This window comes from Marinobacter halodurans, assembly GCF_004327985.1.
Lineage (GTDB): Bacteria > Pseudomonadota > Gammaproteobacteria > Pseudomonadales > Oleiphilaceae > Marinobacter_A > Marinobacter_A halodurans.
On the sequence record NZ_SJDL01000022.1, the window covers coordinates 31,427 to 44,971 of the forward strand.

Here is a 13,545-nt window from a genome sequence, read left to right on the forward strand (position 1 = left end):
TTCCATACTGCGCAGATACAAAAAAGGCAGGGCCGCGGCCCTGCCTTTTTCATGGTTTGGAGCCCGCCCGGATCAGGGGCGCTCCACCTCGGCACTGTCGCGCAGCGACTGCACATAGGCCGCGTACTCGCGCTGGCCTCGCTGGGTACCGAGATACTGGGTCAGCGCCTTGACCTGGTCGTCCTTACCCTCGACCTTACCGTCGGTCACCTTGTTCAGGGCAATGACCACCGCACGCTGGGCACCGTTCACCCAGTCATAGGTGCTGCTACCATCGCTGGCTGGGCGTGGCATGCTGAACGCGGACCGGATCACGTCAAACTCGACGTCGCCGGCGTTGCGGCTGACGGCATCGTGACTTTGCCACTCGCCGTTCACTGCCGCGGCAACATCGCTCGGCGCGTCGCCCTGCTTCAGGCGCTCGACCAGCGCCTTGCTCTTGTCCGCCAGGGCTTCACTGATCCGCTTGGCACGCAACTGGTCGTGGATACGGTCCTTAACCGCGTCCAGCGACAGTTGCTCCTCCGGATGATGCTTGCGAACGTGAGCCACCACCGAGGTGGTCTTGTCCACATCGATCACTTCGGTGTTGAACTCACCGCTGAGCACATCGTCGCTGAACAACTGGCGCAGCAGACCTTCGTGATCGAACGGCGCCTTGTTGCCATCACGCTTGACGCCATCGCGGGTCCGGATCGTCAGGTTCAGTTCCTTGGCCGGCCCCTCCAGATTCGGGTCGGAGTAGGAAATGTCCGCCAGCTTGGTCCGGATTTCAGAGAAGGTCTTGCCCGCTTTCTGGCGAGCCAGCTCCTGGCGGAGATCATCCTTCATCTCGTCGAAGGACGGCGCCTCGGTTTTGCGGACCCCCGTCAGCTTGATGATGTGATAGCCATACCGGGTCTTGACCGGGGCGGAGATCTCGCCCTCTTTCAGGCCGAACAACGCCTTCTCGAAAGCACTGTCGTAAACACCCTTGCCGGCGTATCCGAGATCGCCTCCCTGCTGGGCCGAGGCCGCGTCCGCCGAATACTCCTTCGCCAGCTTGGCGAAGTCTTCACCGTCAGCCAGCTTCTTCTCGACCTCTTCCGCGGTCTTCTTCGCATCGTCCCCGTCCTCGATCAGGATGTGGGACGCCCGGCGCTGCTCTTCACCGCCAAGATCCTGCTTGCGCTGCTCATAAAGATCGCGCACCGCGTCCTCGCTGATGTCTTCCTGCTTGGCCAGATCATCAATCGAGAGTGTGATGTAGGAAACGTCAACGCTCTCCGGCTGGACAAAATCCGACTTGTGCTCGTCATAGTAGGCGGCGATGTCATCGTCGCTGACCTTCACGTCGTCCGCAACCGCGGAGGCCGGAATGCGCAGGGTCTGGAAGGTGCGGGTCTGCGACTGGATACGCAGGATATCCTTCGCCGTCTGGGGATTGACGATGGCACTCTGGGAAATGCCGGCACGGATCTGGTTAATCGCAAACTGGCGGCGCAGTGCCTGACGGAATTCCGCCACTCCCATGCCCATGTTTCGGACTGCGGCGGCGAATGCATCCCGATTGAACTTGCCATCCACCTGGAACTGCGGCATGGACTTGATCAGGCTGTCCACATCCTGCTCGGACAGGGCCAGCCCCTGGTCCTGGGCATCCTGGGTCAGGACCGTGCGCTGGATCAGCCCTTCCAGAACCTGCTTGCGGATCTGATCTTCGTTGATCAGCGAGGGATCGGGGTTGTCCATCTGGGCCAACTGCTGCTGGCGCTGCATCTGCACAGTGCGGGTAAACTCGCGTTCGGTGATGTCCTTGCCGTTGACGGTAGCGACTTCGGGCTCTCCCGAAAATCCGCCAACGATGGCTCTCACGCCAAACATGGACAAACCGATTACCAGCAGCACGATGATGACCTTGGCAATCGTGCTCTGGGCATTGTTCCGGATATCTTGAAGCATGTTCCTCCCAGACGTCAGCTCGGACCGGCAGCCTCGGTTCACTACCGGGTGTCCGCGTCAGGCCTCGTTCTTTTGTTCGTCGGGGTACCAGCGGCTGCCATGGACTCATGAAAGAGGCTGACGTGAGCAGCACACTGAACGTAAAAAGGCGCACCCGACCAGGGATGCGCCTCGAAATCTGTGGGGCAGTTATTCAGTAGATTTCAGCATGATCAGGTATTTTGGACTTACCGGGACCGGATGCCTTGAAGAAACTACCCCGGCAATGTCTCACCGACATTACCGCTTAAGCCACTTCTTACTTGACGGCGTCTTTCAGGGCTTTACCAGCCTTGAAGCCAGGAACCTTGGAGGCCGGGATCTTGATCTCAGCGCCGGTCTGCGGGTTACGACCAGTGCGAGCAGCGCGCTCCTTGACGGAGAAGGTACCAAAGCCGATCAGAGTGACTTGATCGCCTTTTTTCAGAGCGTCAGTGATGGAGTTAACCATGGCATCCAGGGCACGTCCTGCACCGGCCTTGGAAATGTCAGCTGACTCTGCAATTGCATCGATAAGTTCGGACTTGTTCACACTAAACCCCTTCGATTTCAGGTTGAAGATGTTATAGGTTGGTTTGTTTTTTTCGGAGCTTCCCGACTATCGCACATGCTGTCGGAGAATTCCATTCTTCGGTTTTCTTATTCCTTTCGGTCATTGGGTGTCGATCGGAATACTTGCAAAAACCCCGGGAGCCCTTGGTACAGGCTGCTTCAGGACGAAACAGTTATACCAACGGGCTCTCAGGCGTGTCAACAACGGCCTCGCCGTTTAATGTGTATTTATGCGTTCGCCGGATTCGCCTTCTTCATCCCGTGATTTGGCGGGTGTCGGCTTATCGGACAGGTCGCCCACCTCCGGCGTCGGCTGGTACGCCAGCGCCACATCCAGCACCTGATCGATCCAGGTCACCGGACGGATGTCGAGCGATTCCTTGATATTTTCCGGTATCTCCTTGAGATCACGGACATTTTCCTCAGGGATGATGACCGTCTTGATGCCGCCACGATGGGCTGCCAGCAGCTTTTCCTTGAGCCCGCCAATGGCCAGCACGCGACCGCGCAGGGTGATCTCACCGGTCATGGCTACATCCGCCCGCACCGGAATGCTGGTCAGTGCAGACACCAGACCGGTGCACATGCCGATACCGGCACTGGGGCCATCTTTCGGTGTGGCACCTTCCGGCACGTGAATGTGCAGGTCATGATGCTCGTAGAAGTCATCCTTGATACCGAGACCGGCCGCCCGACTGCGGACCACGGTCAGGGCCGCCTGGATGGACTCCTGCATGACGTCGCCCAGCGACCCGGTCTTGACCACCTTGCCCTTGCCTTTGGTCAGGGCACATTCAATAGTCAGCAGCTCACCACCGACCTGGGTCCAGGCCAGACCGGTCACCTGCCCGACCTGGTTGGATTCCTCCGCCAGGCCATACTTGAACTTGCGCACGCCGGAGTAATGCTCAAGCAGATCGGGCGTCAGTTCCACGGTTTCCGTGTTGCCGGCCTCGACATGCTCCCGCACGACCTTGCGGCAGATTTTTGCAATCTCGCGCTCCAGGCTCCGCACGCCCGCCTCGCGGGTGTAATAGCGGATCAGGTCACGCAGTGAGTCATCGGAGACGTTCAACTCGTTCTTGCGCAGGCCATTCGCCTTAAGCTGTTTGGGCAACAGGTGCTGCCGCGCAATGTTGACCTTCTCGTCCTCGGTGTACCCCGGGATACGGATGATCTCCATCCGGTCCAGCAGGGCCGGCGGAATGTCCATGGAGTTGGACGTGCAGACAAACATCACGTCGGACAGGTCATAGTCCACTTCCAGGTAATGATCGTTGAAGGTGTGGTTCTGTTCCGGATCCAGGACTTCCAGCAACGCCGATGCCGGATCGCCCCGGTGATCCATCCCCATCTTGTCGATCTCGTCGAACAGGAACAGCGGGTTCTTCACACCGACCTTTGAAAGCTTCTGCAGCAGTTTGCCCGGCAAAGCGCCAATGTAGGTCTTGCGGTGACCGCGGATTTCCGCTTCGTCACGCACACCACCCAACGCCATACGGGTATATTTGCGGTTGGTTGCCCGGGCGATGGACTGCCCCAGTGAGGTCTTGCCGACACCCGGAGGGCCCACCAGGCACAGCACCGGCCCCTTGATCTTCTTCACCCGGTTTTGTACCGCGAGATATTCCAGGATCCGCTTCTTGACCTCGTCCAGGCCGTAGTGATCCTGGTCCAGAATCTCCCGGGCCTTCTCCAGGTCGTGACGGACCCGGCTGCGCTTCTTCCAGGGGATCGCCAGCATCCAGTCGATGTAACCACGAACGACCGTGGCTTCAGCGGACATGGGCGACATCATCTTGAGCTTGTTGAGTTCGGCTTCGGTCTTCTTGCGCGCTTCCTCGGGCAGACCGGCTTCCTCGAGCTTCTGCTCCAGCTCTTCGAAATCACCACCGCCTTCACCGAGTTGGCCCATCTCCTTCTGGATGGCCTTCATCTGCTCGTTGAGATAGTACTCCCGCTGACTGCGCTCCATCTGTTTCTTCACGCGACCACGGATACGCTTTTCAACCTCGATCAGGTCGATCTCGCCATCCAGGCGCCCCAGCAGGAGCTCGACCCGCTGACGCACATCCAGCGTCTCCAGCAGTTCCTGCTTCTCGTGGATCTTGAGCTCCAGGTGCGCCGCCATGGTATCGGCCAGCCGCTCCAGGTCGTCGATACCGGTCAGGGAATTGGTCACCTCCGACGGCACTTTCTTGGACAGCTTGACGTACTTCTCAAACTCTTCAGAGAGTGTCTTGACCAGCACGGACTCTTCCCGCTCCGGCAGGGTATCTTCCTCGAGCAACGCCGCCCGGGCGGTCAGGAATTCACCTTCCTCGATGGAATCGACGCGCGCCCGGGCATTGCCCTCGACCAGCACCTTGACGGTGCCGTCGGGTAATTTCAGCATCTGCAGGACGGTGGCCAGGGTGCCCATGTTGTAGACGTCATCCGCGCCCGGGTCGTCCGTCCCCGCATCCCGCTGGGCCAGCAGCAGGATTTCCTTGCTCCCCTCCATGGCCGCTTCCAGGGCCTGGATCGACTTTTCCCGGCCGACAAACAGCGGCACAACCATGTGGGGAAAGACCACCACGTCCCGCAACGGAAGCATTGGATAATCATTCATGGGGGCTTCAGGTATTGATGTCATAGAGAATCCTCTGACTGACGCGTCTTGAAACACGTGGCATACGGACAGGTGCGAGCGTCAATGCCCTGCCCGGTTGCGAATCGGGTTGCCGCCAACAGGCTTTCCACCATGATGCCATAGAAAGAAGGCTGTCAGCTTCCACTGAATTAATGATTGGGGGCTTTTTTCGCGAATACAATGGCCATCTGCGCCGGTTTTGGCGCCATAAGAAACGGATGTCGCAGAAACAGAAAAGGGGCGCAAGCGCCCCTTTTCCCAACCACACCGCATATGACGCCGTCAGTCTTCCGGCACGGCCTTGGCGTGGTCGTTACTGGCGTAGATCTTGAACGGTTCGGAATCACCGCTGATAACGCTCTCGTCGATCACCACCTTGCAGACATCATGCTCAGACGGAATCTGGTACATGGTGTCGAGCAGGGTCGCCTCGAGGATCGAACGCAGCCCCCGGGCACCGGTCTTGCGCTCCATGGCCTTGCGGGCCACCGCACGCAACGCGTCTTCGCGGAAGTCGAGTTCGACGTCTTCCATATCGAAGAGCTTCTGGTACTGCTTGGTCAGGGCGTTCTTCGGCTCGGTCAGGATCTGTACGAGCGCATCCTCATCCAGCTCGGTCAGCGTCGCGACAACCGGCAGACGGCCGACGAATTCGGGGATCAGGCCATACTTCACCAGATCCTCGGTTTCCACATCCTTGATGATGTCTCCGGTACTCTTGCGGTCGTCGTCGCTGACCACCGATGCAGAGAACCCGATACTGCTGCGCTCGGACCGTTCGCGGATCACCTTGTCCAACCCGGCAAAGGCGCCACCGCAGATAAACAGGATGTTACCGGTGTCCACCTGCAGGAATTCCTGCTGCGGGTGCTTGCGTCCCCCCTGGGGCGGTACCGAAGCCACGGTACCTTCGATCAGCTTCAACAGCGCCTGCTGCACACCTTCACCCGATACGTCCCGGGTAATCGACGGGTTGTCCGACTTGCGGGAGATCTTGTCGATCTCATCGATGTAGACGATGCCGCGCTGGGCCTTGTCCACATCGTAGTCGCACTTCTGCAGCAACTTCTGGATGATGTTCTCGACGTCCTCACCGACGTAACCGGCTTCCGTCAGAGTGGTGGCATCGGCGATCGTAAACGGAACATTCAGCATGCGCGCCAGTGTCTCGGCCAGCAGCGTCTTACCACTACCGGTCGGGCCAATCAGCAGGATGTTGCTCTTGCCGAGCTCCACGTCAGACGACTTGCCCTCGCCGTAGCGAAGGCGCTTGTAGTGGTTGTATACCGCTACAGACAATACGATCTTGGCGCGATCCTGACCAATGACATACTGGTCCAGTGTGTCGCGGATTTCCGCGGGGCTGGGAAGGCGGTCACTCTGTTCTTCCTGCGCGTTTTCCTGGATTTCTTCCCGGATGATGTCATTGCACAGGTCGACACACTCGTCGCAGATGAAAACCGAGGGCCCTGCAATGAGCTTGCGGACTTCATGCTGGCTCTTTCCGCAAAACGAGCAGTAGAGCAACTTGCCGTTATCGTCGCCCCTGCCGTTTCTGTCATCTGCCATTGAAATACCTCTGTCTTGGCTTTCGTGTTCACTGTCGGCCGGAAATACAGCATTCCAGTTGCCGATATACGCCCGCGAGACGTCATGCGATCACGGTAGTCGATTTCGGATTGCATCTGACCGGCGCCTGCCGGCCCGTCCCTGCGGCGATTACCGCCCAGGCTCCGGGATTCAGGCCGCCAAATCAGTATTATTTATTCGACACGCGTTTATCAAGTACGGAGTCGATCAGACCATAGTCTTTAGCCTGCTGCGGATCCATGAAGTTATCACGGTCCGTATCGCGGGCGATGGTCTCCAGGTCCTGACCGGTGTGGTGGGCCAGCAAACGGTTCAGGGTTTCACGGATCTTGAGGATCTCACGGGTGTGGATTTCGATGTCCGTGGCCTGCCCCTGGTAGCCACCCAGCGGCTGGTGAATCATGACCCGGGAATTCGGCAGACAGGCCCGTTTGCCTGCAGCGCCGCCGGCCAGCAGGAAGGCACCCATGCTAGCAGCCTGACCGACGCAGAGAGTAGCCACATCCGGCTTGATGAACTGCATGGTGTCGTAAATGGACATGCCGGCCGTCACGGAGCCACCCGGACTGTTGATATAGAGGTGTACGTCCTTATCGGGGTTCTCGGATTCCAGGAACAGCAGTTGCGCGACGATCAGGTTCGCCATGTGATCCTCGACCGGACCCACCATGAAGATGACACGCTCCTTGAGCAGCCGGGAATAGATGTCGAAAGAGCGCTCGCCTCGCGCTGTCTGCTCGATGACAATCGGGACAAGACCGGAATTGGTCACCATGGTCGGGCCGTCGTACGGTTGTTGCGTCATGATGTGCCTGAACTCCTTAGCTAAATGAACGATCCAGCGGATGATATGGGGACCACCCTACCGGAAGTCAACTGAGCGCGCCTTGATTTGGCCTCAGCATGCCTCTCGAAGATCCGGGACGACGCTGCCCGATAACCGCGACATGTCATCGCCCCAGACAAAAACAGCCGGACATTCCGGCTGTTCCGTATTCCAGGAAACCTTTGAACAACTCCGAAACACCGCCTGGTGCCAGAAGTGGCCCGAAGCTGCTCATCGATTTCCAGCGTAACCATTTCGGAGCGCGATGTCCGCCCCGAAACGGTCCATTTTTGAAACGAAGCGTTAGCCCTGCTGCGGCTGACCAGCGGCAACGGCTTCTTCGTACTTCATCTTCTTCTCTTTGACCTTGGCTTGTGACAGCACATGGTCAACAACAGCCTCTTCCAGCACCACGGACTCGATCTGGGCCTTTTGCTGTGGGTTGCTGTTGTAGTGCGCGATCACCTCTTCCGGTGATTCGTAAGTCGATGCGATTTCCTGGATCTTTTCGTCGACCTTGTCGGCATCCGCTTTGATGTCGTTCTGACGAATCAGTTCCTGGAACAACAGGCCGGTCTTGACGCGGCGCTTGGCCTGATCCGTAAACAGTTCAGCCGGCAGCTGCTGCGGATCCATCTGCATCTGGCCGCCAAAGCGCTGGACGGCGTCCTGACGCAGACGGTCGATTTCCTGGTCGATCAACGCCTGGGGAATTTCGAAGTCATTGCCTTCGACCAGACCTTCAACGACGTCGTTCTTGACCTTGTTGGAGACGGCCTGCCTCAGCTCACGCTCCATGTTCTTCTTCACGTCCGCGCGGAAGCCTTCCTCGTCTTCGGCATCGACGCCGAATTTCTCAAAGAATTCCTGGTTCAGTTCCGGCAGGATCGGCTCTTCTACGGTGTGGATCGTGATCTCGAACTTGGCCGGTTTGCCGGCCAGCTCTTCGTTCTGGTAATCCTCAGGGAAGGTCACTTCGATTTCCAGCTCTTCACCGGCCTTGCCGCCGATGATGCCTTCTTCAAAGCCCGGGATCATCTGACCGGAACCCAGAGTCAGCTTGTGGCCTTCGGCAGAGCCGCCGTCGAAGGCTTCGCCGTCGACGTAGCCCTTGAAGTCAATGGTCACAACGTCTTTCTTCTTGGACTTGCGCTTGACGGACTTCATGTCCGCCTGCTGACGGCGCAGGGTATCGATCATCTGATCGACGTCTTTCTCGCCCACTTCGGCCTTGGGCTTCTCGACCTCAACCTTGCTCAGGTCCGCCAGTTCGATTTCCGGCAGTACTTCGAAAATCGCCACGAACTCGAGGTCTTTGCCTTCTTCCATGACTTTCGGCTCGAAACGCGGCCAGCCGGCCGGAGACACGTCTTTCTCTTCCAGCGCCTTGACGTAGCTGTCACGCATGACTTCGCTGACCACTTCCTGGCGAACACCCGCTCCAAAACGACGCTTGACGACGCTCAGCGGCACCTTGCCCGGGCGAAAACCGTTCAGGCGAACGGTGCGTGCGGTTTCCTGCAGACGCTTCTGAACAGCCTGATCAATTTCCTGAGCGGGCACACCAATCGTCATTCGACGCTCGATGTTGGACGTCGTTTCTACAGACACTTGCATGGAAGTTCCTCGAATTACCGGTTCAATAAGTAAATGGACACAGGTTGAGTCGGACGCGAAATCCAGAACGGACGCAGATCATTCCGCTCAGGCCTGCGAAAACTAAACAGCCATTTTATCATGCTTTTGGTCGCCGAGAGAACGCCTGGCGCGCGGACTTTGCACTTTCGTGAACAGACTGACCGACGATGGGTCGTGGGATCGACATCTACAAGGAAGGGATGGTGCGAGAGGAGAGACTCGAACTCTCACGGGTTGCCCCACTGGAACCTAAATCCAGCGCGTCTACCAGTTCCGCCACTCTCGCCACTCGATAACCGTAACAGCACCAGAATGCCAGCTTAGAATCCGGTCAGCGGGGAATCAAACATCCGGGAAAAGTGGGGTGGACGAAGGGGTTCGAACCCTCGACCGCAGGAGTCACAATCCTGAGCTCTACCAACTGAGCTACGTCCACCACATTGTCACTCGAACCCAATCTACGGTTCGTATATCCTACCGGAATAAGCTGGCGCCTATTCCCAACTTTGCCTCGGGGCTTGGTTCGTGCTCCTTGGAGCCCTCACCCGCCGGGTTAATGGCGCGCCCGGTAGGACTCGAACCTACGACCCACGGCTTAGAAGGCCGTTGCTCTATCCAGCTGAGCTACGGGCGCTTGACCTTTCGCCCACCTGAATGACCAGGTTTTAGCGGAGTGGTCGGGGTAGAGAGATTCGAACTCCCGACATCCTGCTCCCAAAGCAGGCGCGCTACCAGACTGCGCTATACCCCGTTCCTGACGACCTGAACAACAGATGCCTCAGCAAAGTTGGCGCGAATGATACCGGCGGTTCCGGGGCCCGTCAACACGGATTTCGGATAAGTGGCCAATCTTTCCCGCCGCGTTGGCCGTAAGCCGTAACCATGAGACAATGGCGCCCTCTTTTCCCGGATGGCGTACAGCGGTTGGATGCACACCGCTAGCCGGAAAGCGTCGGCCTGCTCCCGCAGACTGATCCGACTGCGGCGCCATCCCGTGATCACTCGCTCTGGCAGGCTTCAAGGCCCTGCCTACAAACCAGATTGTACACGCAATGACAGCAGAACTGATTGATGGAAAGAAAATCGCCGCCCAGGTTCGTGAAGAAGTCGCCCTGGGCGTTCAAACCCGCATTGAGCAAGGCCTGAGAGCACCGGGGCTGGCCGTCGTCCTGGTCGGCGAAGACCCAGCTTCCCAGGTGTACGTTGGCAACAAGCGCAAGGCCTGCGGGAAGGTCGGTATCGTATCCCTGTCCTACGACCTGCCGGCGGATACCAGCCAGGAAGCGCTGGAGACACTGGTCGACGAACTGAACGAAAATCCGGCCATCGACGGCATCCTGGTCCAACTGCCGTTGCCGGAACCCCTGGATGCAGATCCGATCCTGCTGAAGATTCGCCCGGACAAGGATGTGGACGGTTTTCACCCCTATAACGTCGGCCGCCTGGCTCAACGCCGGCCGGAGCTGCGTCCGTGCACGCCGGCCGGAATCATCACCCTGCTGGATTCCATCGGAACACCCTATAAAGGTCAGCACGCGGTCATCGTCGGCGCATCCAACATCGTCGGCCGCCCCATGGCGATGGAATTGCTCCTGCGCGGCGCCACCATAACCATCGCCCACCGCTTTACGGAAAACCTCGCCCGCTTCGTTTCTGAGGCGGACATCCTGATTGCCGCCGCAGGCAAGCCCGGCCTGATCAAGGGCGACTGGATCAAACCCGGCGCCACGGTAATCGATGTCGGCATCAACCGCACCGAGGACGGCAAACTGATCGGTGACGTGGAGTTCGATAAAGCCGCAGAACGTGCCGCCTATATTACGCCGGTTCCCGGCGGCGTCGGTCCGATGACCATCGCTACCCTGCTCCAGAACACGCTCTATGCGGCCAACGAACTGCACCAGGACCAGTAGGCCCACCACATCGCCTCGGCGGGCCGACGGCCCGCTATCGGGCAGCCACAAAAAACCCCGCAAGACGCGGGTTTTTTTGCGGCCTGTCGCTTACTGACCGTACTTGGCTTTCGCCTTCAGACGGTAAGCATGCAGAAGCGGCTCGGTGTAGCCGTTCGGCTGTTCACGGCCCTTCAGGACCAAGTCGACAGCCGCCTGGAAGGCCACGCTGTCGTCGAAGTCCGGCGCCATGTTGCGGTAGGACGGATCGCCCGCATTCTGGCGATCAACCACGGCGGCCATGCGCTTCATGGTTTCCATCACCTGCTCTTCGGTGCAGATACCGTGATACAGCCAGTTGCAGATGTGCTGTGAGGAAATGCGCAGCGTCGCGCGGTCTTCCATCAGGCCGACATCGTTGATGTCCGGCACCTTGGAGCAACCCACCCCCTGATCGATCCAGCGAACCACGTAACCCAGGATACCCTGAGCGTTGTTGTCCAGCTCCTTCTGGATGTCGTCGGCCGACAGGGATTTCGGGTCTTTCAGCAGCGGGATGGTCAGGATGTCTTCCAGCTTCGCCCGCTCACGCTTGGCCAACTGGGCCTGGACGTCGGCCACATTGACCTGGTGGTAATGCAGCGCGTGCAGCGTTGCGGCCGTCGGTGACGGAACCCAGGCGGTGTTGGCGCCGGCCTTCGGGTGGCCGATCTTGGCCTCCATCATGGCGGCCATCATGTCCGGCATGGCCCACATGCCCTTGCCGATCTGGGCAACGCCTTTCAGGCCCGCTTCCAGACCCACGTCCACGTTCCATTGCTCATAGGCCTGGATCCAGGCCGCGCCCTTGATGTCACCCTTGCGGATAACCGGGCCCGCTTCCATGGAGGTGTGGATTTCGTCACCGGTGCGATCCAGGAAACCGGTGTTGATGAACACGCAGCGCTCTTTGGCGGCTTCGATGCAGGACTTCAGGTTGACGGTCGTGCGACGCTCTTCGTCCATGATGCCGACTTTCAGTGTAAAGCGCGGCAGACCCAGGGCGTCTTCGACGCGGCCAAAGAATTCATTGGTGAACGCCACCTCTTCCGGGCCGTGCATCTTCGGTTTGACGATGTAGACGCTGCCGGTGGTGGAGTTCTGGATCGGACCTTCGTTCTTCAGGTCATGGATGGCGATCAGCGATGTGATCAGGCCGTCCATCAGACCTTCCGGGATGTCATTCCCGTCCTTGTCCAGGATGGCGTTGATGGTCATCAGGTGACCCACGTTCCGCACGAACATCAGGCTGCGCCCCTTCAGGGTCAGCTCGGAGCCGTCGGCCGCCGTATAGGCCCGGTCGCCGTGCATCTTACGGGTGATCTGCTGACCACCCTTCTCGAAGGTCTCCTCCAGGTCGCCCTTCATCAGGCCCAGCCAGTTGCGATAGACCACGGTCTTGTCATCCGCGTCGACGGCGGCAACGGAGTCTTCGCAGTCCATGATGGTGGTCAGCGCGGACTCGACCAGCACGTCCTTGACGTGAGCACCGTCGTCCTTGCCGATCGGATGGGAGGCATCGATCTGGATTTCGAAGTGCATGCCGTTCCTGACCAGCAGGATGCCGGTGGGCTCGCCGGCCGCGCCGGTGTAGCCGACAAAACCGGATTCATCCTTCAGACCGGTGGTCTCGCCGTTCTGCAGCTTGACCACCAGCTTGCCGCCCTCAACGCTGTACCTGGCAGCGTCCTTGTGGCTGCCGCTTGCCAGCGGCGCGGAGCTGTCCAGCATGTTGCGGGCATACTCGATGACTTTGGCGCCGCGGATCGGGTTGTAACCACGACCTTTCTCAGCGCCGTCATCTTCCGGCAGCACGTCGGTGCCGTACAGCGCGTCGTACAGGCTACCCCAGCGGGCATTGGCCGCGTTCAGGGCGAAGCGTGCGTTCATCACCGGAACGACCAACTGCGGGCCGGCCATGGTGGCGATTTCCGGATCGACGCTGGAGGTGGTGATACTGAAGTCCGCCGGCTCGTCGACCAGGTAACCGATCTCCTTCAGGAACGACTTGTACTCGTCCATGTTGATCGGCCGCCCCTTGCGCTCGGTATACCAGGTATCCATTTTCGCCTGGATATCGTCACGCTTGGCCAGCAGCGCCTTGTTGCGCGGCGCCAGCTCGTGAATGATGGAGTCAAATTCAGACCAGAATTTGTCAGCATCGATGCCGGTACCGGGAATCGCTTCATTGTTCACAAAGTCATACAAGACTTTCGCGACCTGCAGGCCGCCGACTTGGACGCGTTCTGTCATCGTTATCGCCTCAATGGTTTCTGTGTGCCGGGGTATGAGCGCGGCTTCTTTGAGGCCGCTTTGCCCACCCTACTTTCCTGATGATGGCCGACGCCCTGTCCGGCCACCCGTTATCTTTGAGCGCGCTAGTGTAAGGGATAATA

The 13,545-nt window shown here is 59.0% G+C and carries 8 protein-coding genes and 4 tRNA genes; 1 reads left to right on the forward strand and 11 read right to left on the reverse strand.

Features of this window, described 5'->3' with window-relative positions; genetic code table 11:
• Positions 1–72: 72 nt before the first annotated feature.
• The 10 genes from EZI54_RS14010 to EZI54_RS14055 form a co-directional block, all read right to left on the reverse strand.
• Positions 73–1,941 (reverse strand): SurA N-terminal domain-containing protein, encoded by a 1,869-nt coding sequence (locus tag EZI54_RS14010; RefSeq protein WP_131482510.1) that lies wholly within the window; start codon positions 1,939–1,941, stop codon positions 73–75.
• Positions 1,942–2,239: 298 nt separating this feature from the next.
• A complete protein-coding gene (locus EZI54_RS14015) occupies positions 2,240–2,512 on the reverse strand; it encodes an HU family DNA-binding protein (protein WP_123633361.1) in 273 nt (90 codons plus the stop codon).
• Positions 2,513–2,749: 237 nt separating this feature from the next.
• Positions 2,750–5,167, reverse strand: a complete 2,418-nt coding sequence (lon, locus tag EZI54_RS14020; RefSeq protein WP_131482511.1) for an endopeptidase La — start codon at positions 5,165–5,167, stop codon at positions 2,750–2,752.
• 279 nt (positions 5,168–5,446) lie between these two features.
• Positions 5,447–6,733, reverse strand: a complete 1,287-nt coding sequence (gene clpX, locus EZI54_RS14025) for an ATP-dependent Clp protease ATP-binding subunit ClpX (protein WP_131482512.1) — start codon at positions 6,731–6,733, stop codon at positions 5,447–5,449.
• A 190-nt stretch (positions 6,734–6,923) separates the two neighbouring features.
• The gene (gene clpP, locus EZI54_RS14030) at positions 6,924–7,559 is read right to left on the reverse strand and encodes an ATP-dependent Clp endopeptidase proteolytic subunit ClpP (RefSeq protein WP_131482513.1); all 636 of its coding nucleotides are present in this window, start codon (positions 7,557–7,559) and stop codon (positions 6,924–6,926) included.
• A gap of 324 nt (positions 7,560–7,883) precedes the next feature.
• Positions 7,884–9,197 (reverse strand): trigger factor, encoded by a 1,314-nt coding sequence (gene tig / locus EZI54_RS14035; protein WP_131482514.1) that lies wholly within the window; start codon positions 9,195–9,197, stop codon positions 7,884–7,886.
• A gap of 222 nt (positions 9,198–9,419) precedes the next feature.
• Positions 9,420–9,504: transfer RNA gene (locus EZI54_RS14040), tRNA-Leu, on the reverse strand.
• A gap of 74 nt (positions 9,505–9,578) precedes the next feature.
• Positions 9,579–9,654 (reverse strand) — tRNA-His (locus tag EZI54_RS14045).
• 121 nt (positions 9,655–9,775) lie between these two features.
• Positions 9,776–9,852 (reverse strand) — tRNA-Arg (locus tag EZI54_RS14050).
• 40 nt (positions 9,853–9,892) lie between these two features.
• Positions 9,893–9,969 (reverse strand) — tRNA-Pro (locus EZI54_RS14055).
• A gap of 301 nt (positions 9,970–10,270) precedes the next feature.
• Between EZI54_RS14055 and folD the strand changes: the two genes are divergently transcribed.
• Positions 10,271–11,131: a bifunctional methylenetetrahydrofolate dehydrogenase/methenyltetrahydrofolate cyclohydrolase FolD gene (folD, locus tag EZI54_RS14060; RefSeq protein ID WP_131482515.1), complete on the forward strand. Its 861-nt coding sequence runs from the start codon at positions 10,271–10,273 to the stop codon at positions 11,129–11,131.
• 90 nt (positions 11,132–11,221) lie between these two features.
• Here folD and EZI54_RS14065 read toward each other — a convergent pair whose 3' ends face one another.
• Positions 11,222–13,402: a malate synthase G gene (locus tag EZI54_RS14065; RefSeq protein WP_131482516.1), complete on the reverse strand. Its 2,181-nt coding sequence runs from the start codon at positions 13,400–13,402 to the stop codon at positions 11,222–11,224.
• Positions 13,403–13,545: the final 143 nt, after the last annotated feature.